This is a genomic window from uncultured Kordia sp. (genome assembly GCF_947489565.1).
Lineage (GTDB): Bacteria > Bacteroidota > Bacteroidia > Flavobacteriales > Flavobacteriaceae > Kordia.
In genome coordinates, this window is sequence record NZ_CANLEA010000009.1 from 48,342 (window position 1) to 73,800 (window position 25,459).

At 35.3% G+C, this 25,459-nt stretch carries 16 protein-coding genes; 7 read left to right on the top strand and 9 right to left on the bottom strand.

Annotation, left to right across the window (positions count from 1 at the left end):
* Nucleotide 1 precedes the first annotated feature (1 nt).
* From Q0845_RS13500 to Q0845_RS13525, 6 genes are all read left to right on the top strand, one after another.
* Nucleotides 2–2,026: a sensor histidine kinase gene (locus Q0845_RS13500; RefSeq protein WP_298514053.1), complete on the top strand. Its 2,025-nt coding sequence runs from the start codon at nt 2–4 to the stop codon at nt 2,024–2,026.
* A 3-nt stretch (nt 2,027–2,029) separates the two neighbouring features.
* Nucleotides 2,030–3,886 (top strand): sensor histidine kinase, encoded by a 1,857-nt coding sequence (locus tag Q0845_RS13505; protein WP_298514055.1) that lies wholly within the window; start codon nt 2,030–2,032, stop codon nt 3,884–3,886.
* A 2-nt stretch (nt 3,887–3,888) separates the two neighbouring features.
* Nucleotides 3,889–4,533, top strand: a complete 645-nt coding sequence (locus tag Q0845_RS13510) for a response regulator transcription factor (RefSeq protein ID WP_298514058.1) — start codon at nt 3,889–3,891, stop codon at nt 4,531–4,533.
* 99 nt (nt 4,534–4,632) lie between these two features.
* Nucleotides 4,633–4,950, top strand: coding sequence for a hypothetical protein (locus Q0845_RS13515; RefSeq protein WP_298514060.1), 318 nt, complete (start codon nt 4,633–4,635; stop codon nt 4,948–4,950).
* 473 nt (nt 4,951–5,423) lie between these two features.
* Nucleotides 5,424–9,029 carry a BspA family leucine-rich repeat surface protein gene (locus Q0845_RS13520; protein WP_298514062.1) on the top strand — a complete coding sequence of 1,202 codons (3,606 nt, stop codon included), beginning with the start codon at nt 5,424–5,426 and terminating at the stop codon, nt 9,027–9,029.
* Between the two features lie 13 nt (nt 9,030–9,042).
* The gene (locus Q0845_RS13525; protein ID WP_298514065.1) at nt 9,043–11,133 is read left to right on the top strand and encodes a thioredoxin domain-containing protein; all 2,091 of its coding nucleotides are present in this window, start codon (nt 9,043–9,045) and stop codon (nt 11,131–11,133) included.
* A 7-nt stretch (nt 11,134–11,140) separates the two neighbouring features.
* Here Q0845_RS13525 and Q0845_RS13530 read toward each other — a convergent pair whose 3' ends face one another.
* Both Q0845_RS13530 and Q0845_RS13535 read right to left on the bottom strand, forming a co-directional pair.
* On the bottom strand, nt 11,141–11,845 hold the full coding sequence (locus Q0845_RS13530; protein WP_298514067.1) for a hypothetical protein: 705 nt from the start codon (nt 11,843–11,845) through the stop codon (nt 11,141–11,143).
* An 8-nt stretch (nt 11,846–11,853) separates the two neighbouring features.
* Nucleotides 11,854–12,438: an SRPBCC family protein gene (locus Q0845_RS13535; RefSeq protein WP_298514069.1), complete on the bottom strand. Its 585-nt coding sequence runs from the start codon at nt 12,436–12,438 to the stop codon at nt 11,854–11,856.
* Nucleotides 12,439–12,534: 96 nt separating this feature from the next.
* On the opposite strand from Q0845_RS13535, the gene Q0845_RS13540 reads away from it, so the two are divergent.
* Nucleotides 12,535–13,707: a nitrate/nitrite transporter gene (locus Q0845_RS13540; protein ID WP_298514071.1), complete on the top strand. Its 1,173-nt coding sequence runs from the start codon at nt 12,535–12,537 to the stop codon at nt 13,705–13,707.
* A gap of 14 nt (nt 13,708–13,721) precedes the next feature.
* Here the strand turns inward: Q0845_RS13540 and Q0845_RS13545 are convergent, their stop codons facing one another.
* From Q0845_RS13545 to Q0845_RS13575, 7 genes are all read right to left on the bottom strand, one after another.
* The gene (locus Q0845_RS13545; protein ID WP_298514073.1) at nt 13,722–15,548 is read right to left on the bottom strand and encodes an MFS transporter; all 1,827 of its coding nucleotides are present in this window, start codon (nt 15,546–15,548) and stop codon (nt 13,722–13,724) included.
* 16 nt (nt 15,549–15,564) lie between these two features.
* Nucleotides 15,565–16,950 (bottom strand): gluconate:H+ symporter, encoded by a 1,386-nt coding sequence (locus tag Q0845_RS13550; protein ID WP_298514075.1) that lies wholly within the window; start codon nt 16,948–16,950, stop codon nt 15,565–15,567.
* Nucleotides 16,938–18,326, bottom strand: a complete 1,389-nt coding sequence (gene gndA, locus Q0845_RS13555) for an NADP-dependent phosphogluconate dehydrogenase (protein WP_298514077.1) — start codon at nt 18,324–18,326, stop codon at nt 16,938–16,940. Before gndA ends, Q0845_RS13550 begins: the two co-directional genes overlap by 13 nt.
* Nucleotides 18,323–18,817 (bottom strand): gluconokinase, encoded by a 495-nt coding sequence (locus Q0845_RS13560; RefSeq protein ID WP_298514079.1) that lies wholly within the window; start codon nt 18,815–18,817, stop codon nt 18,323–18,325. The genes gndA and Q0845_RS13560 overlap by 4 nt, the downstream gene beginning before the upstream one ends.
* Complete coding sequence (locus Q0845_RS13565) at nt 18,810–21,053, bottom strand: glycoside hydrolase family 3 N-terminal domain-containing protein (RefSeq protein WP_298514081.1); 2,244 nt, start codon at nt 21,051–21,053, stop codon at nt 18,810–18,812. The genes Q0845_RS13560 and Q0845_RS13565 overlap by 8 nt, the downstream gene beginning before the upstream one ends.
* 1 nt (nt 21,054) lies before the next feature.
* Nucleotides 21,055–22,050, bottom strand: a complete 996-nt coding sequence (locus tag Q0845_RS13570; protein ID WP_298514083.1) for an SMP-30/gluconolactonase/LRE family protein — start codon at nt 22,048–22,050, stop codon at nt 21,055–21,057.
* Between the two features lie 72 nt (nt 22,051–22,122).
* Entirely contained in the window at nt 22,123–25,422 is a 3,300-nt protein-coding gene (locus Q0845_RS13575) for a VCBS repeat-containing protein (RefSeq protein ID WP_298514085.1), read from the bottom strand.
* Between the last annotated feature and the right edge of the window lie 37 nt (nt 25,423–25,459).

Sequence of the window (25,459 nt, forward strand, 5' to 3'; positions counted from 1 at the left end):
TATGATGAAAAAAATACTTGTTTTAGCACTTATCTTACATGGCTATTTTATGGCTGCACAAGATGATGTAGAAACAAAAATAAAAACCCTAAAAAATACAATCACAACTTCGGAAGGCATTCAAAAACTGGTTGCATTAGATAGTTTGACAAGTTTGGTATTGAACAAAACTGAATATGCATACGATTCTATTGCTAAAGTGACTATTGCATATGCGCTAAAACTAGATTCTGTCAATATTGCTGTAGCTAATACTTCTTCGCTGATTCGTTATTATGCCTACAGCGGAAATAAAACGAAAGAAGCCATAACAACTTTTGAAGAATTCACTTCAAAAAATATAGTACAAAAAGAACCTTCGAAACTTGCCAAATTATATCTAAATGGTGCAAATAGTTATTTCTTTAATGGAATGATTAAAAAAGCAATTTCGACATATACTGAAGCGGAAAACTTAGCACTTTTAAACAATGACAGTACCACTTATGGACAAGCTAGAGCTTACAAAGCTTCTGCCTATTCTGAAAATGGAGATCAAGTTACGGCCTCTAAATTATTGAAAGAAACTGCCAATCTCTTCACCCGAAAAAAAGATACCACTAACCTATTAGAATCTCGCATGATTTTATCGACTGTGTACGGTAGAGTGAATTTCACCAAAGAAGCACAGGAAGAAATGAATGAAATTATTAAGATTGCTAAAGTTTCAAAAAAATACGGTTTACTTTTATCTACCATGTATAATTCTTCTATCAATTATCATGAATTGGAACAATACGATAAGCGATTGGCTATCTTGAAAGAAGCATATCGTTATATTACAGATTTACAACTCAAAAATCAACGCGTAGCGCCGCTCATCAAATATTCATTATTATCTGCGTATACTACTGCAGACAGTTTACCGCAAGCAACCAAACTTTACCGTGCCATTGAACAAGAAGTAACGGATGAAGAAGCACTGTATTTTAAAGAAAATTATTTAAAGGCTAAAGCAGACTACTTTATCTTCATAGGAAACTACGACGAAGCACTCAAAATTTCTAAAAAACTATTATCGAGCAGACTAAAGTCAAAGAATGTCGAAGGAATTTATAAAGCGTATGAAAAGCTATCTGTTTGTTATAAAGAACTCAACGACTACGAAAATGCGTACACATATTTCACCAAATATGAAGCGCTCAAAGACTCTGTAAACACCGTTCAAAAAGTAAAGGCGCTTTCGTACTACCAAACCTTGTATGAAACAGAAAAACGTGACTTTAAAATAGCTTCTCAGCAAAATGAAATTACGGTGCTGGATGAAAAAAATAAAATCAAACAACAGTGGATTATCTTTGGGAGTTTAGGATTGCTTGTTACATTTATTATCATCTATTTGATGCGCTCGCAAAAATTTGTAAAAAAACAGCAAGTATTACAAGAACAATTTTCACAAGACTTAATCAAAGGACAAGAAGAAGAACGTTCTCGATTGGCAAGAGAATTACATGATAGTGTTGGACAAAAACTCATGTTGCTTTCCAAACAAACCAAAAAATTAGAAAATCCAAATATGGAAAACTTGGCAAGTTCAACCTTAGAAGAAATACGTACCATTTCAAGAGGCTTGCATCCTTCCAATCTAGAACGTTTGGGATTAACCACAGCCATCAATGCATTGGTATATGACATCAATGCAAGTACTGATTTATTTTTCACAGAAGAAATTGATAATATAGACAATATACTTTCCAAAGAAGCAGAACTCCATTTATATCGTATCATTCAGGAAAGTTTGAGTAATATTGTAAAACATTCAGAAGCGAAAGCGGTAAAAATGGAAATTCAGAAAAACGAAAGCAGTATTGATATACTGGTAAGTGATAATGGAAAAGGGTTTGACTTTGAATCGAAATTGAAAAATCTAAGTTTAGGTTTAAAAACCTTATTTGAGCGTGCAAAAATATTAAATGCTGTATTGAGTTTGGATGGAAAAAAAGGAGAAGGTACTATCATGAAGTTAAGCATCCCGATACAAAATTAAACAATGAATAAAATCATCGTACATATACGTTGTATCCTATTTTGGACATTCGTTCTCTTTTCAGTGAATGTACTTTCGAAAACAAGCACACATAACATTCAAGATTCTTCTATTAAAAATAAAGATACAACCTTACTACGATTAAACAGTAACTATCAAAAGGCAAAAAATGATTCTATTAAATGCCATGTTTTATTAGAAATTGCTGCGTATCAAATGCACAGAGATGTCGATGATGCAAAAAGAGTTTTACAGGAAGCAAACCAAATTTATCAATCGGGCAAGTACAATTTTAAACCAATTACAGAAGCCACAATTCAACGATACTATGGTATAACTTATAGACGTTCAGGATATTTTAAAGAAGCACTAGAAGCATATCAAAAAACAAAAGATATTTATATAAAAGTAGGTGATTCTATCGATATTTCTAGAATAGATCATCTGTTTGCTGTTTTGTACTCCAGCATGGGAGATGATGAAAAAAGTGAAGCATATGCCAGAGAAGCCATTCGAATTAATACACGAATCCATGAGAAAAAAGGACTTGCGTTCAATTATAGTTTAATTGGTGATATTTTCAAACAAAAAGAAAACATAGATTCAGCACTATACTATTATCAAAAATCGAAACAACTCTTTCAAAAAATAAACAGAGAAGATGGATGGCGCAGAATCAATAGTAAAATAGCTAAAATATTAGAAGAAAACGGAAAGTATGCGGAAGCTTTAAAATACTATTTTGAAGATTTAGATAATAAAATGAAAGTGGGTTATGATCAAGGAATATCTTCAGCTTACGCTAGAATTTCGAATGTCTATATAAAATTGAATAACTATAAAAAGGCAGAAGAGTTTGCAGAAAAAGGGCTGAAAGCTGCGCAAGAAGGCAAACTTATACGAATGATTTCTAGCTCATATTTACAAAAAGCAAAAGTCTATGAAAAGTTTAAAAATTATAAGGAAGCATATTTAAACAAAGAGCTGTATTATACATATAGAGATTCAACTTTAGATATTGAAAATGTCAAGAAAATTCAAGAATTAGAACTGACGTATGAATTTCGCAAAGAAAAAGTAAAAGACAGTATGCAATTGGTGAAAGAACGTGAAATTGCAGAAACCAACGTACATTTACTTGAAGCAAAAAACAAGCTCAACCGACAATGGCTACTCTTTGGCGGATTGGGATTAGTTGCGTTATTTTCTATTATCTACTTGGTGCGTTCTAGAAGATTTGCCATCTCAAAACAAACATTGCAAGAACAATTCTCTCATGATTTAATCAAAGGACAAGAAGAAGAACGCTCACGATTGGCCAGAGAATTACATGATAGCATAGGACAAAAATTGATGCTACTTTCCAAACAAACCAAAAGAATAGACAATCCAAATATGGAAAATTTGGCAAGTTCAACCTTAGAAGAAGTTCGCACAATATCACGCGGCTTGCATCCTTCTAACTTAGAACGTTTGGGTCTTACTGAAGCGGTGAATGCTTTGGTATACGATATCAACGCAAATACGGATCTATTTTTCACAGAAAATATTGAAAATGTTGATAATCTATTATCCAAAGAATCAGAACTGCATTTATATCGTATAATTCAAGAAAGTTTGAGTAATATTGTAAAACATTCAGAAGCGAAAGCGGTTACATTAGACATTCAAAAAGAACAGCAAAAAGTAACCGTTTCTATCAATGACAATGGAAAAGGATTTGATATTGACTCCAAACGAAAAAGTATCAGTTTGGGAATCAAAACCTTATTTGAACGTGCACGTATCATCAATGCTTCTATTGATTTGGAGAGTAACATAGGGAAAGGGACAAAACTAACCGTAAGTATACCAATATAATTATGGACAAAAAAATTACAATAGTTACCGCAGACGATCATCCAATGCTTTTAAAGGGCTTAACGGAAGAACTCACTACCAATGGTTATAATGTGATTGGACAAGCTACCAATGGAATTCAAGCCTTAGAACTTGTCTTAAAACTTCAACCTGCCATTGCACTATTAGACATTGACATGCCAGTCTTAACAGGATTTGAAGTCATTAAAATGGCACGTGAAAAAGGAGCGAAAACCAAATTTATCATTCTATCATTTCACAAAGAATCCTATTATATTGTGCAGGCAAAAGCTTTTCAAATTGATGGCTATTTGCTCAAAGAAGATACTTTTTTTGAAATAGAACACTGCATCAACGAAGTCCTAAACGGCAATATATACTTTAGCAAATCTATTGACGATCAACCCTTGCAAAATGCCAGTGAGGAATTGAAGCGTTTGAATTTATTGACACTCTCCGAAACTAAAATTCTAAAACTCATTGCGCAAGAAATCTCCAATCAGGAAATTGCGGATACACTTTCGGTTTCCATTCGAACTATTGAAAAACATCGTAGTAACATCATAGAAAAGTTAGGACTCAAAAAGGGAAATAACGTATTGACCAATTGGGCTTTGTTAAATCGAAATGTAATTCTTTCACAATAAAAATACGTACCAACACGTAGTATTTACGAGTTGGTGCTTATAGGATTCGCTTTGCGCACATGTTATCTTGCAGTACTTTGAAACATGAATGAACTGTAGATGAAAATAGTACTCGCACATAGTGATATCAACTACATGAAAAAGTTAAAAATATTCTTCCTAAACAAAGGAGTTACGGATATTCATGCCTTTTCTAATGGCTTTAATGCCTTATCACATATTATCAAATCCCGAAGTAATATCGTAATAATTGAAGAAACACTGCCTGGTTTAAATGCTACTGACATACAAAATGCACTTGTATTCAAACATCTAAAACCAGAAATTATCATCCTCAAACCTTACAGAAATATTCCGCCTGAAAAAGTCATTTCCAAAATAAAATCTGAATTTAGTCTAGACAAAACAACTTTTTAATGCTATGGTAGCAAATAGTATTGTGTTTAAAATTTTTGAAGACATAAAAGTGTAAGTGTAGGTTAGTTAAGCACATTACTATTTACGAAAGGTTATTCACTATTTGAATAACCTTTTTTTATGACACTAATTTTCATAAGTACTACTACGTAAAATCTACGAGTCATCCCGTATTTTATAAAAATCGCTTCGCTCCTATCTTGCAACCATGAAAAATAAGACATAATAAGATTATCAGATTGTTTAGTTTACGATAAAAACGCTGCGATATACTATTTTTTTTCGGGCAAAAAGAAATACGGATATTGTGGCGTTTTTTCATCCCAACACCAAAAACCCAAGACCAAAAACCCAAAACCCAAAACCCAAAACCCAACAAACATACGTACCACTACGTAGTATCTACGTATCGTCTCGTATTTCCTAGATTTTACTTCCAAAGTACCTTGCACTTGATTTTTAAACTAAACATCATGAAAGCAAATTTACTTGTCAAAACTTTTATAGTATTTCTATCTATGACAGGAATAAACCACGCTATGTATACTAATACAATAGCTAAACACAAAGAATGTAATGATGAAACATCTTTAGAAAACTACCCGTTAATAATTACAGGAATTATATCTAAAAACAGTGAATCTTTAGGTGCTATAGAATTGTATGTAGTCAATGATATACCAGATTTAAGTATCTATGCTGTAGGTGTTGAGACTGGCAACAATGGTTCAGAAGGCGCAGAATACTATTTATCAGGTTCAGCTTCAGCAGGAGATTTTATATATTTAGCAGAATATCCATCTGCATTTCAAAACTTCTTTGGTTTTGCACCAGATTTTGATATGGGTGGAACAAACGGCTTACTTCCATCGGGAAATAATGCAGTGGAATTATTTGTAAATGTAAACAGTACACCAACGCTTGTTGATGTTTTTGGGAATCCAAATGAAAACGGATTTGGAACCGCATGGGCATACAAAAATAGTTGGGTGTATCGTAAAACAGGAACAGTAGCCAATGGAAGCTTTGTACTAAATGATTGGAGAATTCCTGGTCCAGAAATTATTTCCAGTGTAAGTATTACGAATAGCAATGCTCCTGTACCTTTTCCAACCGGAACCTATGGACAACCGTATGATGAAATTCCTCCTGTAGCAGTTTGTCAAGACATTACTTTTGAAATCGATCAAGGTAATTTTACAGTAGATGCGAATCTTATAAATAATGGTTCTTCTGATGATGTTGGAATTACATTTATGAAATTAGACGACAGTTCGTATTTCTGCTCTGACACAGGAGATAATCTAGTAACTTTAACAGTGTATGATGCTGCTGGAAATAAAGATACCTGTACCGCTACTATTAACATCGTACCAGCAGCACCTCAACTTATTTGCCAGAATATCACAGTTGATTTAGGTTTTAATGGACAAGCTTCTGTAACATTTTATGACATTACGAATGGAATGAGCGGCGCATGTATTGGCGAAGGAACTCTATTCTATATATCTACTACAGATCCAAATAGTGGTGGAACTAGTAATTTATTTGACGGAGCAACGACCACGAATAGTCCAACTGATGATGTACTTGGTGATGGCAATGCACAATATTATGAGACATTCACTTTTACTGTACCAGAAGATGGAAACTATCTACCAAGTTTTAATTTTAATTCTTCCACCACAGACGATTTATTATTTGCTTTTATAAGCGACCAACCCATAGCTCCTAATACAGCTCCAGCTCCAAGCAGACCTGGATTTTTAGATGGATTTGTATATCAAGCACCTTCAACGTATCTAGGTTCTTTTAGCAACAACGATGAGGTAGCATTAACTGCTGGAACTACGTATTACATGCAAGTTGCAGTCATAAATCAAGATGACAGTTCATTACTATCTACGGCAACCTATACTGGCGGTTTTGGAGGTACATCTCAAAATTTAGACGAATATACCTATACTACTGCTGATTTAGGCGATAACACCTTATACGCCTATTTTACAGACGATTTAGGTCGCATAGCCTCTTGCGCAGCAACAGTTACTGTTGTAAATGCTGATCCTTTTATCACCACTTGGAAAACAGACAATCCAGGAGATTCTAATGACAATCAAATCTTATTACCTACGGTACCTGGAGGCAGTTACAACTTTGATGTCGATTGGGGTGACGGAAACTTCGATTATGGAGTCGGAAGTTCTAACGTTGTCCATTCGTATACAACACCTGGAACCTACACAGTAAGAATCACAGGTGATTTCCCAAGAATGTATTTTAATGGAGGTGGAGATGCTGAAAAGCTACTTACTATTGAACAATGGGGAGATATTGAATGGTCTTCTATGGACAGTGCTTTTGAAGGTTGTTCCAATTTAAACATTACCAATCCAGCAATTGATACTCCCGATTTATCAAACGTTACGAATATGCAAGACATGTTCTACGATTGTACTTCTTTTAATGGTGATGTCACCAATTGGGATGTAAGCAATGTGCAAGATTTTAATGAAATGTTTGGCTATTGTGAAGCATTCAATCAACCTATTGGAAACTGGAACATGAGCAGTGCTACAGACTTATCGTATATGTTTTATGAAGCATTGGCGTTCAACCAACCATTAAACAATTGGAATACAAACAATGTATTGCTTATGGAAGGTGTATTCTCTGAAACAGAATCATTCAATCAAGATTTAAATAATTGGAATGTTTCAAATGTAACTTCTATGTACGAAATGTTTGATACCGCTGAAGCATTTAATGGAAATATATCTTCTTGGAATGTAAGCAATGTGGAAGATATGAGAGATCTGTTTGACGGAGCTTTTGCATTCAATCAAGATATTTCTGGATGGAATGTAAGTAGCGTAACAACTATGGAAAATATGTTTGATGGTGCTGATGTATTCAACCAAGATATCAGCAACTGGAATGTAAGCGTTGTAACAGATATGGAATCTATGTTCAATGGTGCAAATGCTTTTAATCAAGACATTGGGAATTGGAACGTAAGCAATGTTACAAACATGTCAGATATGTTTAGAGGTGCAGACGCATTTGATCAAAACCTTGGAAATTGGGATTTAAGCAATATTGTAGACACTGGAAGTTCATCTTCAGGATTGAGAAACATGTTTGGCTCAGGTCCTAGCGGAATTAGTATTTCTCGACCGAATTATGACAGTACATTAATCGGCTGGAACACAGACAGTAGTGGCATTCCTAATGACGGAATTGACGATATTCCTTCTAATATTATATTTGGAGGAGGAAAAAGTAATTATTGTGATAGCGAAGCACAAAGGCAAAATTTAATAGATACACATAGCTGGTCTATTAATGATCAAGGGAAAGCATGTTTAACATTCAGAGTTAAAGTATATTTACAGGGCGCTACTTTAAATAATGGAGGAGGAAGTTTAAACCAAATGCGAGACGATTTAAGAGTCGCAGGTATACTTCCGACTACAAGTCCTTATCCAGATGCGTTAACCTGTGATCCTAATATATTTACTGATTTTGATGACGAAGAAGCTGCTGTAGATTGGGTTTGGATGGAATTAAGAGATGCCACAGACAACACAAACATTGTATTTAGTCGCTCTTTCTTATTGGATCGATTAGGAAATATATATGACAATACTTTAGATACAATTGAACTAAGCGTACCTGATGGTGATTATTATGTAGTTGTAAAGCATCGCAATCATTTAGGCATTATGAGTGCAACTCCTATGAGCTTAAGTGCTACAAACATTACAACTGTTGATTTCACGGATGGCTCTACTCCAACCTATGGAACCAACGCGCAAACAACTTTTGGAATGCCAGCAGGTATTATGGGAATGTGGGCAGGAAATGTAAATAATGATACTGTAATACAATATTCAGGGACAACGCCGGATTCACCAACAATTCTATCCGAAGTATTAAATGACGCTGGAAACTTCTTGAATTTCACAACATATACTGTAAACGGATATAAAAATTATGACCTCAGATTTAATCATACGCTGCAATATCACTTTCAAAGTACAATACTTGCTTCTATAAACTACTATATCTATATTTGAGAAAAAGCTTTGCATGCGCGTTTTTCAACTATTTTTTCTGTCTATTTTTTTATTGCTGATTTCTTGTTCAGAAACCACAAAAGAAACACACAAATACACCAATGCTCTGGTCAATGAGTCAAGTCCGTATTTGTTACAACATGCGCACAATCCTGTAAATTGGCAACCTTGGAACTCCAAAATTCTAGCAAAAGCGAAAAAAGAAAATAAACTCATCTTATTTTCCATTGGCTACGCTTCTTGTCATTGGTGTCATGTCATGGAAAAAGAAACTTTTGAAGATGAAGCAGTCGCAAAATTCATGAACGAAAACTTTATCAATGTAAAAGTCGATCGTGAAGAACATCCGGATATTGATAAAACCTATATCAAAGCTGTGCAACTTATGACAGGAAATGCAGGCTGGCCACTAAATTGCATCACACTTCCAAGTGGCGAACCTGTTTGGGGCGGAACATATTTTACCAAAGAAAATTGGATGAATTCGCTGGAACAAATCGTTAAAATTCAAAAAGAAAATCCTGAAAAAACAATCGAATTTGCACGAGCACAAGCCAAACGTTTGAATTCGCTACAGACATTTACAGATAAAGACATAGATCTTTCTAAAGTTTTAACAGATAGTATCATCCACACATGGAAAAAAGAGTTGGATACAGATGCTGGTGGACTTAAAGAAAATGAAAAATTTCCAAGACCTAGCAATTACAATTTTCTACTTCGCTACACAGCTATTAAAAAAAGTGAAGAGCTAATGTTTCATGTGAATGGCACGCTTCAAAGTATTGCCAATCGTGGATTGTTTGATCATATAGAAGGCGGATTTGCACGTTATACAATCGATAAAGATTGGAACATTCCGCATTTTGAAAAGATGTTGTACGACAATGCGCAATTAATTTCCCTGTTTTCATATGCCTACCAAATTCACAAAAATGAAACTCATAAAGATGTAGTATATCAAACCTTAGATTTTATTCAAAAACAACTAACGCGCAAAGACCATTTGTTGTATGCTTCACTCAATGCTGATAGCGAAAATGAAGAAGGCAATATGGAAGAAGGCGCTTATTATGTTTGGGAAAAAGAAAAACTCAAAGAAGCAATCAAAGAAGAGTTTGTGCTATTCTCTGACTATTTTGGGATTGATACAATTCCAACGACGGAAGACGGGAAACATGTGTTGGTAAAACAATATTCCGATTCGAATTTCATTCAGAAACACGGATTGACTCTACCAGAATTACAACAAAAAATTGCACAATGGAAAGCAATTCTTTTAGAGGAACGAAAAAAGAGAGTAGCTCCTGAAACAGATACCAAAGTAATTACTTCGTGGAATGCCTTGATGTTAAAAGCATACGCAGATGCATACAAAGTTTTTGGTGATGAAAATTTAAAAACGAAAGCAATCAATACTGCAAATTCGATCAAAGAAAACTTGATTACAGACGATTGGAAAGTCTTGCGAAGTCTAGAAAATCAGAATATTAATGGTTACTTAGAAGATTATGCTTATTTGATTGATGCGTTTGTAGCAGTATATCAAATTACCTTTGATGAACAATGGCTGAACCATGCCAAATCATTGACAGAATATGCGATTGCTCATTTTTACGATGCAGAAAAAGAGCTTTTTGCTTTTTCGGAAACAACTGCCAAAGGACTTGCTTTTAAAGAGTTTGATGTAGAAGATGGCGTAATGCCTTCCGCAAATTCTGTAATGAGTCACAACTTATTCAAACTAGGACACTATTTTGGCAATGAGGATTTCTTATCGAAAAGTAAAAAAATGCTACAGCGTGTGTTGCCAGATGCAATTGCGTATCCGTATTTATACGCCAATTGGTTGCAGCTGTATCTAAACGTATCCAATCCGTATTATGAAGTAGTAATCAATGGAAAAGATGCCATCGCGAAAGCCAAAGAATTACATCAAAACTATTTACCAAATATCATTCTTTGCGGAAGCACCACTGAAAGTACATTGCCATTGTTAGAAAATCGTTTTTACGAAGACAAAACTTTTATCTATGTCTGTGTGAATAGAGCGTGTAAATTGCCCACAGAAAGTGTAGAAAAAGCAATTTCGTTAATGAAATAGTTCTTATTTATTGTACTTCATGAAACTCTGTCCCTGTCCAAACTTCATGATTAACATCACAATAAGCACAAAGTTCAATTAAATTAGTGTTCGTATCAATTGCTCCAACATTTCGTATAATCATTTTGCTATTCTTTCTAAATTCAGCTCCTAATGCTGTTCCATATCCGCTATATATGACTCCTGTTTTTCTATCGACCACTACTCCACTTTGACAAGCAGATCCACAACCCCAAGTTACTAACGTATAATGACCTGCAAAGTTGATTCCTTTTTTACACGCTTCTTTAATTCGAGTAACAAATCGTTTTGTACTTGGATTCGATGAAAAATCTGGAGCTGCTAATTTACCATTGTAAATAGTTACTTTATAGTCTTCAAAAGTTGATGTGAGATTATATTTTCGATACATTTTAACATCATCATAATCAATATTTTCTCCTATAATGATATCATTTCCATTCCCAATAAGAATTTCAAAAGTTGGGAAATTTTCAACTTCATTTGATTGCACAACTTTTATTTTAGCCATTTTTTTTCCAAGAACTAAATAATCGTTTGTATTTAAAAGTGTATCAAGTTCAATACTTTTTTTGCTGACTTCTGCCAATACATTTTTGTTATGTTTTGACTCATCTTTTTTTGATTGATTAGTTTTTGATTGACAAGACAATACTAAAACACAAATTAGACATATAACTATTTTATTCATTTTCATTATTAATTTTTCTCTGCTTCTTGTTTGAGTTCTCTATTGAATATTGGATAACTTTTTGCAGTACGACTTGCAATATCATACGAAGTCATATTGCTCTCACCAATAGGTTTAAAATCGTCTGTTTGAATGAATTTTGTTTTGGAATCTGAAATCTTTTCTACGATATATTTATGATTATCTCTGAATCCTTTTAATGGTCCACCTAACGGATCTGACCAACCAAATTCTTTGCCTTCGGTATAACTTAAGGTATGTGGTATTTCTAGTTTTTGTCCATTAAAAATATACAAAACCGTGACCTTACTTTCATCCACTAATTCTTCTTTGATTCCTTGAAAAGAAGAACTCCAATTAGGTGCATTTTCAAAATCCATCAGTGTTTTCCAAACTTTTTCTACAGGAGCATCGATGATAATATCTGTGTAGATTTTCCAATGCTTTTCTCCTAGTTTCTTGACTTCTACTTTCTCTAACTGTGCTACCTTTTGTATGGATTCTTTTGATTTTTTACTATCAGAACAAGCTACTTGTAAACAAGCAAACAGCGCTACCAAAAGTCTAAAGGCAAATATTCTTCTACGTTCCATAATTCATCACTTTAAGTCGTTAACTTGCAAAAAGATACTATATTTTAAAATAATATCGCAGAAAACTTTACATTTAGTCAGTAATTCAATCCATACATGAATCCTCCCAAATATATACTTCCTATCATCGTACTTTCACAATTCTTTTGCACTTCGTTGTGGTTTGCTGGAAATGGAGTTATGACCGATTTGAAAGTAGCTTTTTTACTCGGAGAAAGTGCTTTAGGCTATATCACTTCCATGATTCAATTTGGCTTCATCATAGGAACGCTCATTTTTGCTATTTTATCGGTGGCAGATCGGTATGCGCCCTCTAAAGTATTCTTTGTCTGCGCTTTGTTGGGAGCACTATTTAACATCGCTCTAATTTGGAAAGGAAACACCTATGCAAGCATTCTTATCTTTCGTTTTTGTACAGGGTTTTTCTTGGCGGGAATTTATCCTGTCGGAATGAAAATTGCTGCAGATTATTATGAAAAAGGACTTGGAAAATCGCTTGGTTTTCTGGTTGGCGCCTTGGTCATAGGAACAGCTTTTCCGCACTTATTGAAAGAACTCAAAGGCAACTTTCCTTGGGAATTTGTATTAATCACGACTTCTTCTTTGGCAGTCTTTGGAGGCATTTTAATGTTAAGTTTTGTTCCGAATGGTCCATTTAGAAAACCTTCACAAAAAATAAACCTTACTGCCATTCCAAACATATTCAAAAAGAAAGATTTTAGAACAGCTGCCTTTGGATATTTTGGACATATGTGGGAATTGTATGCATTCTGGGCATTTGTTCCGTTGATGCTTCAAATGTATAGCGAACTACACCCGGAAATAGTATTTAATATTCCGCTAGTATCGTTTATCGTTATCGGAATTGGTGGTTTTGCATGTGCGCTTGGTGGTTATCTTGCCCAAAAAGTAGGTGTAAAACGAGTTGCCTTCATATCATTATTAGCATCCTGCGTATGCTGTTTAGTGTCACCTATTATGTTTATGCTTAATTCAACAATGCTGTTTTTTTGTTTTTTACTGTTTTGGGGAATGGTCGTCATTGCGGACTCTCCACTCTTTTCAACTTTAGTGGCAAAAAACGCGCCTGTAGCACTGAAAGGTACTGCATTAACCATCGTAAACTGTATTGGCTTTTTTATCACCATTATCAGCATTCTACTTATGAATACGTTGAGAGCAACCACAAATTCAACGACGATCTTAATGATTTTAGCTATTGGTCCTGTACTAGGTTTGCTAGCACTCTATAAAAACAAAAAACTGTAAATACGATTGGCTAATTATTCTTCTTTGGCGCTTTTCGCTGCACGTCTTTCCGCCAGTGTAGCTTCAATTTCTTTCATCTTTTTAGCAGTCAATGGATAAAACCATAACGCAATAATTCCAACCAATACAAATACGGCTGGCACAATGCTCATATTCAATTTAATTCCTTCTAACATTTCTGGAGTTTTTACAGCGACTTCTCCATCATAATTATATAAATTTAAGATCATTAATGTTAGAAATCCTGCCATTCCGCCACCAAATTTCATAGCAAAAGTACCCGCCGAATAAATCAATCCTGTGGCACGGCGTCCGTTTTTATATTCTGAATAATCGGCAGCATCACCCAACATGGCAAAGAACAATACTGGCATCAATCCTGCTCCAAACTCAGAAAGGATTCCCAAGGTAAAAATACTTCCTACCTCATTGGCTTCCAACCAATACATGGCTCCAGCTGTAATCGCTGAAAATAAAATACTTATGATAAACAATCGTACTTTTCCAAATTTTCGTGTCAACGCAGGTGCAAATACTGTAGAAATCATAGAGATTACTAGTAGTGACAATAAATACAATCCTGCCAATCCATTTTCTCCGCCCCAAGCAGTTAAACTACCAAAAATATTATCTTGATCTTGTACATAATGTGTAAAATAATACATTGTTGTACTTTGCTTGATTACATTGTAGGTTACAAATACAAAACCTATAAATAATAAAATAAACCAAGCTCTATTTTTACATAAATCTATATAATCTTCTTTTAAATCTTCATCCGTAACATCGATTAATGCTGTGCATAATATTGGTAAAAGCATCGATCCAATCACTAAAATTAGTGTAGAAGTCAGCATTTTAATTTCTGGTTGATCTATTTCTATCCAGTATATTAAACCAATAGCGATTATAAAAAATAGACCACCTAAACTATACAATGTTTCTTTTTTAAATATTCGCTTCAACGATGGAACAAATTTTGAAGGAATTAATGCAATAAGTATGGAAACTATAATTCCGAGTATTGAAATTCCCAACGAAACAAAGCTACTAAGAATAGTTCCTGATTCAGCGATAGATGGTTGCATATAATCAATAACTATATTATAGTGAAATACATAACCAATAATTGTTAAAATGACACTGATAGATAGTAATGCAAACAAAAGACTATTTTTATTTTCTTTCTTTTTAGGAGTAACTTCAATCGCTGGCACACGTTCACGTGTGGTATAAAAGGTAATTAACGAGAATCCCGCTAAAATAAACGCCAACACATACATCGTATATTGATACCCTATGTTTTGATCTCCTTGTCCTAAATAATCTACCAAAGCAATCACTCCAATAGTAGCAATGATTCCCCCAAAATACGCTCCAAAGAAACGATAGGAAGAAAGTTCAGTACGTTCTTTTACATCGCTCGTCATCACGCCCATTAATGCCGAATACGGAACATTATTCGCCGTATAAGTCAGTGTGTAAAATATAGAAGTGGCGTATGCCCAAATTATTTTCCCTGTCAAGCCTAAATCGGGTGTGGTAAATTGTAATACCAAAGCAATTCCAAAAGGCAACGCTGTCCACAACAACCACGGTCGAAATTTTCCATATTTACTTTTGGTACGATCGGCAATATTTCCCATGATCAAATCAGTAATACCATCACCCAAACGAATGACAAATAAAAGTGTAGCTGCTACGGCTGCTTCTAACCCAAAAACATCTGTATAGAAAATAGGCAAAAACGGTCCAATAGTACGCCAAGCAATATTTGCTGCCGTATCTCCTAATGCATATCCTATTTTTTCCTTGAACGTTAATTTCGCTTGTGTTGACATGTTTCGAGTTTTAAATTTATTTGATGAATGATAGTATAATGACAATCGTAAAACTAACCAAAGCTAGAATTGTTGTCATCACTGTCCAACTTTGAAAGGTTTGTTTTTCGTTAATTCCTAAATATTTACTAACCAGCCAAAATCCGCTGTCATTTACATGCGACATGATAGAAGCTCCTGACGCAATAGCAATAACCAATAAAGCTTTGTCAATCGCGGTAATATCTACTTGTGCCATGACTAACGGTGCGGTAATTCCTGCTGCGGTAATCATAGCGACGGTTGCCGAACCTTGCAAAATTCTCACCAATACTGCAATGAAAAACCCGAAGATAATAATTGGAATGCCCATTTCTGCAAAATATGCAGCTAACATTTTACCAGTTTCAGTCGTTACGAGCATTTGTTTAAAAACGCCTCCAGCTCCTGTAAGCAGGATAATAATTCCTGTAGGTGCCATTGACGCAGAAGTAATATCTAGTAATTTTTGTTTGGTCACTTTTCGTCGAATTCCCAGTACATACCAAGCAATTAAATTTGCTATGATGAGCGCTACAATTGGATTTCCTATCAAACCTATCCATTGTTTTATTTCTAAAGAAATGAATTCTTCACTTACCAATGGACTGTTAATAATAGTATTGCAGACAATGAGCAGAATTGGAATTCCGATGATGGAAAGAATTAATCCTATCGCAGGGTAATCTTCATTTTTGATGTTTTCTGTAGTCGCTTCTGGAGCATCTACATGAATTTTTTCAGCAATATATTTAGCAAATATTGGTCCGCACACAATTGCCGTTGGAACTCCCACAATAAATCCAAACAAAATCACCCAACCCAAATCGGCTCCCAAAATATCTGCTACCGCAATGGGTCCTGGCGTTGGTGGAATGAAGGAATGTGTAATGGCCAATCCTGCCAAAAGCGGAATTGCATATAGTAATAATGATTTTTTAGTTCTTCGTTGTAATGAGTAGATAATTGGTACTAAAATGATAAACGCTACATCAAAAAATACGGGAATTGCCACTAGAAACCCTGTAATCATAAGTGCCCAAGAAGCTCGTTTTTCGCCAAACTTTTTCAGCATGAATCGCGCTAACGCTTCTGCGCCACCAGAATATTCAAGTATGGAACCAAAAATAGCGCCCAAACCTATGACTAATGCTACAAAGCCGAGCGTATCGCCCATTCCTTTTTTCATGGTCGTTATGATGGCCATTGGCGGTATTCCAGCCAGAATTCCCACCGTAATACTTGCTAAGAGCAATGCAATAAATGCCTGAATCTTAAACCGTAAAATAAGGACTAATAATACTGATATTCCACCTAAAACTGAGAGTAATAAGCGAATATCGAGTGTTGCTTTTTCTTGTGCTACTTCTATTAGGCTTTCCATTGGTAATGATATGATTGTTGTGTGGAATCGTTTACTTTTTGAAAGGTATGTGCTCCAAAGAAGTCACGCTGTGCTTGAATCATATTGGCAGATGTTCGATCGGTCGTCATCATAATCCAATACGAATACGCTTCTGAAATACACGGAACATTCAACCGATTGTCCAAAGCATATTTCAATATTTCTTTCGCTTTTGGTTCTTGTTGTGCTAGTTTTTGTGTGATATTGACAGCATCTAGCAAGGAATTGTGTTGTTTGAAAACTTGAATACTTTCCTGTAAAAGTTCTGATTTTATGATGCATCCGTTGGACCAAATTCTACAGATTTCTGCAAAATCCAATTGCCATTGGTAGTGTTCTGAAGCAGCTTTGAGCAATTCAAATCCTTGATGTAAGTTGAGGATTCTTGCAAAACTATAGGCTTCTTTTAGTGTTTCTATAGCAATGTCACCAACAGTATCTTTGTGACTATTGATGGCTAATTGTTGTCTTTTTTGTTTGAATGATGAAATGTATCGTGCATAGACAGCTGCCGTTTTAATTGTGGTCGGAATTCCCAATTCTAACGCCGCTTTGCTAGACCATGAACCAGTTCCTTTGTTTCCGGCTTTGTCCAAAATAGTATCCAATACATAATCGTCTCCTTCTTTTGTATTTAGAATTTGTGCTGTAATTTCTAATAAGTAACTTGATAATTCCGTCTGATTCCACGCGTTGAATAGTGCCGCAATTTCTTCATAGGTTTTACTTTTAGCTAATATCTCGTACAATTCTGCTAACAGTTGCATATCGCCATATTCAATTCCGTTGTGAACCATTTTCACAAAATGTCCTGCGCCTTCAGCGCCAATATACCCACAACACGGATTTCCATAGATATCTTTTGCCGCAATCGTTTCCAATACATCAGCCACTTTATGATAACTGGTACGATCGCCACCAGGCATTAACGACGGACCTTTTAAAGCGCCTTCTTCTCCACCCGAAATTCCAACTCCTAAAAAGTGGATATGTTTAGTTTGCAGAAATGATATTCTTCTGTTGGTATCTTCATAATGCGAGTTTCCTCCATCTAAAATGATATCTTCTGCTGAAAGATATGGCAGCAAAGCATGAATTACATGATCTACTGGATTTCCTGCGTTGACCATGAGTAAAATTCTGCGAGGCGTTTCTATAGCTCTGACAAAATCGCGCATATCTGAAAAACCTTGCACTTTTTTAGTTTCGTGCTCCGCTACAAATTTTCCTGCAATATTGACTTCGCGTTCCGTTTCTCTATTGAAAACCGCAACAGAAATGTCGTTGTTTAAAGCATTTATGGCAATACTCTTTCCCATGACACCTAATCCTATAATTCCAAAAGAAGCTTTCATGATGGTTGTGCTGTTTTGTTAAGTATTTGTGTCACGATGTTTGTTGGCGAATGATCTATGGATAACTGTATTCCGTATGTCGGTTCTTCCAAGGTATCAAACTGCGATTGTAATAAGTTGACATTCATAAAGTGCTGTTGGCGTTGTTGCATGCGTGTTTGAATCAATTCAAAATCTCCTTTAAGGTAAATCCACTGTAGATTTCCTAAGTCTTTTGACAAGATTTCTCGGTAGCTTTCTTTTAAAGCGGAACATGCTAATACAGCGCCATTTTCTTGTGATTTTCGTTTGAGTTCTTCGTTTAAATTCTGTAACCAAGGTGCTCTATCTACATCTGTCAACGCAATACCATTGGTCATTTTTTGCACATTTTCATCCGGATGAAATGCATCTGCATCTACAAAAGGAATTCCTGTGGTTGAAGACAGGAGTTTTCCAACGGTAGTTTTACCGCAGCCACTTACACCCATGATGACAAATAGTTTATTCATATCTGAATTTTGTGGTTAATCCTGCGGCAGCATTTTGACCAATCCACACCTTGAAATCACCTTTTTCTACTCCATATTCTTCGTTATTGTCATAGTATTTTAAATCTTCTAACGAAAGTGTAAACGTGAGCTCTTTTTCTTCATTCGGTTTTATAGTCACTTTCTGATAGCCTTTTAACTCTCTTACAGGTCGCGTAATACGTCCAACTACATCTTGCACATACAATTGTACAATTTCATTTCCTTCGCGCGCTCCTGTATTCTTTACCGTAACTTTCACCGTAATATCATTATTTTCTGAGATTGTATTACTCGATAAAGTTTGATTGCTGTATGCGAAAGTTGTATAACTCAAACCGTATCCAAACGGATATTGTGGTAAATAACCAATATCTAAGTAGTGTGATGTATTTCCTAAAGAACTTTGCCATGCACCAATTGGAATGCTGTCCATTTGTACAAATTCTTCTGGAATTACGGGTCTTCCAGTATTTTTATGATTGTAGAATAATGGCAATTGTCCTGCAACTTTTGGCCATGTTACTGGCAATCTTCCGCTAGGTTCTGCAATTCCAAAAATCATATCGTGAATCGCTGGTCCGCCCATGGTTCCAGGATGCCATGTCATTAAAATGGCGTCTACATCATCTAGAATGTTCGTAACCGTAATTGGTCTTCCGGCCATGATCACTAATACAATTGGTTTGCCTGTTTTTGCCAATTCTTTGATCAATTCTTCTTGCGCTCCTGGCAGATTGATATTGGCTCTACTATGTGCTTCTCCAGAAAGAATGGCTTCTTCTCCTCCAATAAATACTATTACATCCGATTGTTTTGCAGCAGCAATTGCTTTTGAAAAATCTTTCGTCGATTTGTCTCTACTGTATGATAAGCCTTCTACAAAATTGTAGTTTACATTGTTGTTTTGAAACGCATTGATCGGTGTTTTGGTATATTTTCCATCACCATCAAACGTCCAGGTTCCTAATTGTTCTCTAGGCTTGTCTGCTAATGGTCCAATAACAGCAATTTTCTTTCCAGCAGTTAACGGCAATACATTATTGTCATTTTTTAAGAGTACCGAACTTTTAATCGCAGCTTCTTTCGCCATTTGTAAATGTGCATCTGCATATAAATTATCACTTTTGTCTACACGATATGGTTTTTCAAACAAGCCCATTCTGAGTTTAACTCGTAAAATATCAGCTACTAAACTATTGATTTGATCTTCGGTAATTCTTCCTTCTTTTAATAATTCTTTGGTATGTTTTTCAAAAGCTTTGCTGGTCATTTCCATATTTAAACCTGCATTTAAAGAGAGTTCAGCAGCATGTTTTAAATCTTCTGCATATCCGTGTGGAATCATTTCTTTGACAGAATCCCAATCTGATACTACAAAACCATCAAAACCAAAATCTTCTCGCAATACTTCTGTGAGCATTCTTCGATCTCCAGAAGCTGGAATTCCGTTCATTTCATTGAAAGAAGTCATAAACGTTTGCGAACCTGCTTGTACTGCCGATTTGAATGGTGGCAAATAAATATTGTGTAATTGTGCATCGCTAATGATAGCTGTGTTATAATCACGTCCGCCAATGGCAGCTCCATATCCAATAAAGTGTTTTGCGCAGGCAATCATACTTGTAGGATCGTTTAAACTATCGCCTTGAAAGCCTTCTACATAAGCTTTCGTTAAGGTGGAAGCCAAAAATGGATCTTCCCCTGGCGATTCTGCAATTCTTCCCCAACGACTGTCTCTGGCAATGTCTAACATCGGTGCAAACGTCCAACGTATTCCAAAAGAAGAAGCTTCTACCGCCGCTACCCTTGAAGAGTTTTTAGCCACTTGTGTATCCCAACTTGCCGCCATTCCTAATGGAATTGGAAATATGGTTTTATATCCATGAATTACATCACGGGCAAAGATTAATGGAATTTTGTTTGGGCTTTCTTCTACAGCAATACGTTGTAATTCGTCTACATACTCCGTGTTGGTAACATTTAAAAAGGCGCCTATTTTTCCATCGCGGACTGCTTGTTTTAGAGAATCTGGTAATTTTCCTTTTACTCTACTTGAAGTTCCGCGTAAGTTTAATTGTCCTATTTTTTCATCAAGTGTCATTTTAGAGAGTAAATCAGACACTTTCGTTTCCAGTTCATTTGTTGGTTTTTGCTCTTTTTCACAAGCAACTAGTGTGAATGCCAGCACACAAATAAGCGTGTATATTTTTTTCATGTTAGTGTTGTGTTTGTTCTTTAGTTGTTTCCGTTACTTTGAGTATTGGCTTTTTAAAAAAAGTGCTGCGGACACCTTTGGTATTTAGTTTTATTTTGAATAATGAACCTGCCATTGGATATTGTTTTTTTTCTTCGTCAGTCATGTCCAAACTAGCTGTAGTAATATAAAGTACATCTAAGTTTTTACCACCAAACGCACAAGAAGTCACATTGTGTGCAGGTACTTTTATTTTTTGGATGAGTTTTCCTGTTTGCGGATTGTAATTCACAATACAGTTTCCATTCCACAACCCAACCCAAAGCATATCATTTTCATCAATTGCCATTCCGTCTGGGAAACCTTCTTCTTTTGGTATTGTTACAACCACTCTTTCATTCGTAATTGTACTGGTAGTTACATCAAAGTCAAAAGCTCTTATGTTGGCAGTTGGTGTATCAATATAGTACATCGTTTTGTTGTCTTTAGACCATACAATTCCGTTTGAAATTGTAATGTTTCCAAGCATTTTATCTGTTTTTCCTTCTGCGTTTACTTTGTATAAATTTCCACCAGGATTCGTTTGTGAATAGTCCATAGAACCAATCCATAAGTTTCCGTTTGGATCACATTTTCCGTCGTTCAATCGTGTGCCTCCATTTTCGGCTTCCACATCGGCTAGTTTTGTAATTTCTTCCGTAGTAATGTCAACCACATATACACCATCATTCAATGCCACAACGACTTTGTTTTTTTCTTCCGAAGGAACTATTGTGCCAATCGGTGCAGGCATTTTTATTGCTTTGTTTGTTTTGTCTTTAGGAGAATATATATGTAATGATTCGCCTATAATATCTATCCAATACAAGACTTCGTTTTTGTAATCCCAAAAAGCGCCTTCGCCTAATTGGGCTGTTATTTTGTATTCTAATTCTGCGGTAAGTTCTTTGGTAGGTGTGTTATTTGTTTTGCAACTCATGAATGTGATCAGCAGAAAAAATAAAGCTATTTTTTTCATATAGGTGTTAGGTGTAAAAAAGTGTATTTCAATACTATATCAACAGTGTTTTATGATATAGCGCATGTATTTTTAGTTGTTATGTTTGATAAATTGTATATAGTCATTATTCTTAACTGAAAGAATATACGGTGTATTTCCTATGCTTATTTGTTGCAAGTCTTTTACATCTCCTGTTGTGTAAAATCCGCTTTTTGTAACAGGTATTGGTTGAAAGTTTCCTTTTCCATCGCCTTTTAAGAAAGCGCCATAACTAGCATCATTTCTTGGTGTTTCTACTTCAGAATTGTATAAGTTTCCAGCAATAAGCGCATCTAGATGACCATCTTTATCATAATCTTCAATTAGTATTTGATTGATGCTTGAAAGCTGTGCTTGCATTGGCAACTGATGAATTTTAAATCCATCTTTCGTATTTTCTAGATAGATACTCGCAAAGGATTTTATTTGATAATGCAATGCTTCTTCTAAGTTTTTCTTTCCATATACATCAATGAGTGTTGCTGTTGAAAAGTCGTCGTAGTTTTTAAATTTTTGTTTGATTCCTGGAACTTGCTGCGATGAACATTGACGTCCACGTACAGGATATTGTTCGCCTTCTTCATAGTAGCTTAGTACAATATCTTCTTTGGAGTTTTTATCAAAATCTTCTACATAAATATCAAATGTTTCGTCTTCTGTTGCTTTGTATTTGTAATTCAGTCCATTGTTTCCAATGAGATAATCCATATCTCCATCATTGTCAAAATCACCTTGATTGATGCTCCACCACCAACCTGCGGTTTCTTGCAATTTCATCTTTTCGGTCACATTGGTAAAAACACCTTCATTGTTTTGTAAAATGGTCACAGGCATCCATTCGCCTACCAAAATAATATCATCCCACGAATCATTATTAAAATCTGTAATGATAGCGCTTGTTGCCATGCCAATTCCTTGTAAGGAAGGCGCAAAGTTTTGCGTATTGTCTTCAAATTTTACCATGTCTGCTGTAGAGATATTTTCTAAGAGGTAACTAGACGTTGGAAATGGATACTTCCCTGGCGTTTGTCGTCCAAGTACTAAAATATCTTTTTTTCCATCTTTATTGTAGTCTAATGTGTAAGCGCGCGATCCGCTGATAGTATTGTTCGGAATGGCCATTTCATCTTTTTGAAATTGTCCTGTTCCGTCATTGATATACAAACGATCTTTTAAGAAGTTGGAGGTTTCCGAGAATTCATATCCGCCACTTACTACGTATAAATCTTGATCGCCATCTTGATCGGGATCAAAGAATAAAGCGCCTGTATCTTCCGAAATTTTATCCGCATCAAAGGCTGTTGTTTTTTGTGGCTCAAAACCGTCTTTTGTTTGTATATATAACGAAGGAACAAGTCCAAAAGATCCGCCAACAAAGAGATCTTCTAAACCGTCTTTATTAACATCTGCCGTTGCAATTGCTGGACCAAGTGTAGACATTTTGTGCGGCAATAATACTTGTGTTGCAAAATCGTCATGATCATTTTCACTGTGTTTGATGCTTTCGGAAAGAGTTGTATTGGTAGTGAATAGTGTCTGCTTTGTTTTTTGGGTTTTAGGTGTTAGGGCTTGGGTCTTGGGAGCAGCCTCATCATGACTTACAATTAGTGTTTGATTGGCTGTGATATTTTTTTGTGTTGCTGTTTTTCCATCATTCCAAATGATGTGTAAGCTATCTATTTTCGTGGTTTTATCTAATCCGAAATGCAATTCTGGCGCTACTGATGATTGAAATCCTCTGGTTAAGGTGAGTTCTTGCACTTGTTGCTTTCCGTCAGTATATACGATGGCACGCGAACCTAAACCGTGTTGATTTGTAGCAGTACCTTTGAATTGTATTTTTAAGTAGTTGTTAGAAGCATTGTTTTGGAAAATAACTGCTTCTTCGTCAATATTGTTGAGGATAATTTCTAAATCGCCATCATTGTCTAAATCGGCATAAATTGCACCATTTGAAAATCCTTTGTGTTCAATTCCCCAATCTTTATTAGCTTTTTTGAATTCCAATCCGCCAAGGTTTTTGAACATAAAGTTGTCTATTTTTTCACTAGGGATTTGTTGACTTTTTTCTACCAGTGATAGTTTGTCATATTCTTTTTTTCCTATTTTTTTGAAGAAATCTTTGTTGTTGATTTCTTTTCGTGTGCCATTGCTTACAAATAAGTCTTTGTGAGAATCGTTGTCGAAATCTGCAAATAAAGGTGCCCAACTCCAATCGGTAGAAGAAGTTCCGGTTAAGCGAGAAATGTTAGAGAATTTTGGCACACCATTCTCCATAAATCCAGAGTTGAGTTGCAAACAATTGTGCATGTATTGATAATGAAATCCATATAAAACTGTTTCGTAAAACAAGCGAGGATTCATACTTGCCATGTTTGCTTTTGATCGGCGATTGTTATCAGCGTCCATATCTGCTTGAAAGATATCTAAGTATCCATCATTATTAATATCAGCAATATCAACGCCCATTCCGTAAAATGCTGTTTGATTGGTTGCTTCTTTGATAACTTCTTTAAAGGTTCCATCTTGATTGTTGATGTACATAAAGTCAGGAATGCTATAATCGTTTGAAACGTACAAATCAAGCCAGCCATCATTGTTAATATCTGCGGCAGCGATACCAATAGAGAAACTATAGTTTTTTACACCTGCTTCTTCCGACACATCGGTAAAGGTTTCTCCATCGTTTCTGTATAATTTATCAGATTCAATATCATTGACATTTTCCATACGATTTTTATAAATCATATTCGGCGTCGAAGGATGTGCAATGGGATAGTTTGCCAAATACATGTCCAAATCACCATCATTATCGTAATCAAAAAAAGTAGCTTGAATAGAGTTTCCTTCATCAGCAATGCCATATTTTTCGGCTGCTTCTGTAAATGTGTTGTCTTTGTTGTTTAGAAATAGTTGATTTTTTTTGTTGCCGCTTTTACCAGCCACCGAACAGTAAATATCTAAGTAACCATCATTATTAATGTCTACCATAGTTGTTCCGGTATACCAGCGGTTGTCTCCTTGGGTTTGACTTTTTACAGATATATCATCAAACGTTAAATCGCCTTTGTTTAGGTATAATTTGTTTTCGACTTGATTTCCTGTAAAGAATAGATCGGATAAACCATCGTTATTGATGTCTCCGACCGAAATACCGCCTCCCATATAGATAGAGGTGTATTTAAAATAGTTGAGTGAATCAGTTTCAACTAAGGTATTATTGAAAAGGACATTTGTTTGTTGTGCATCTAATTTTGTAAAAAGGGTTTCCGTAACAAGCGTTTCGTTGTTGTTTTTTGCACAACCAAATATGAGAAGAATAACAATAAAAGCCCTGCTCAGTCTTTTCATTAGTGAGGTAAATTGATTCGGTGTATAATTTAAAAAG

Excerpts from the sequence above, each read along its gene's own strand:
- Q0845_RS13500 (WP_298514053.1), top strand. The coding sequence starts at position 2 with ATGATGAAAAAAATACTTGTTTTAGCACTTATCTTACATGGCTATTTT.
- Q0845_RS13505 (WP_298514055.1), top strand. The coding sequence starts at position 2,030 with ATGAATAAAATCATCGTACATATACGTTGTATCCTATTTTGGACATTC.
- Q0845_RS13510 (WP_298514058.1), top strand. The coding sequence starts at position 3,889 with ATGGACAAAAAAATTACAATAGTTACCGCAGACGATCATCCAATGCTT.
- Q0845_RS13515 (WP_298514060.1), top strand. The coding sequence starts at position 4,633 with ATGAAAATAGTACTCGCACATAGTGATATCAACTACATGAAAAAGTTA.
- Q0845_RS13520 (WP_298514062.1), top strand. The coding sequence starts at position 5,424 with ATGAAAGCAAATTTACTTGTCAAAACTTTTATAGTATTTCTATCTATG.
- Q0845_RS13525 (WP_298514065.1), top strand. The coding sequence starts at position 9,043 with ATGCGCGTTTTTCAACTATTTTTTCTGTCTATTTTTTTATTGCTGATT.
- Q0845_RS13530 (WP_298514067.1), bottom strand. The coding sequence starts at position 11,845 with ATGAATAAAATAGTTATATGTCTAATTTGTGTTTTAGTATTGTCTTGT.
- Q0845_RS13535 (WP_298514069.1), bottom strand. The coding sequence starts at position 12,438 with ATGGAACGTAGAAGAATATTTGCCTTTAGACTTTTGGTAGCGCTGTTT.
- Q0845_RS13540 (WP_298514071.1), top strand. The coding sequence starts at position 12,535 with ATGAATCCTCCCAAATATATACTTCCTATCATCGTACTTTCACAATTC.
- Q0845_RS13545 (WP_298514073.1), bottom strand. The coding sequence starts at position 15,548 with ATGTCAACACAAGCGAAATTAACGTTCAAGGAAAAAATAGGATATGCA.
- Q0845_RS13550 (WP_298514075.1), bottom strand. The coding sequence starts at position 16,950 with ATGGAAAGCCTAATAGAAGTAGCACAAGAAAAAGCAACACTCGATATT.
- gndA (WP_298514077.1), bottom strand. The coding sequence starts at position 18,326 with ATGAAAGCTTCTTTTGGAATTATAGGATTAGGTGTCATGGGAAAGAGT.
- Q0845_RS13560 (WP_298514079.1), bottom strand. The coding sequence starts at position 18,817 with ATGAATAAACTATTTGTCATCATGGGTGTAAGTGGCTGCGGTAAAACT.
- Q0845_RS13565 (WP_298514081.1), bottom strand. The coding sequence starts at position 21,053 with ATGAAAAAAATATACACGCTTATTTGTGTGCTGGCATTCACACTAGTT.
- Q0845_RS13570 (WP_298514083.1), bottom strand. The coding sequence starts at position 22,050 with ATGAAAAAAATAGCTTTATTTTTTCTGCTGATCACATTCATGAGTTGC.
- Q0845_RS13575 (WP_298514085.1), bottom strand. The coding sequence starts at position 25,422 with ATGAAAAGACTGAGCAGGGCTTTTATTGTTATTCTTCTCATATTTGGT.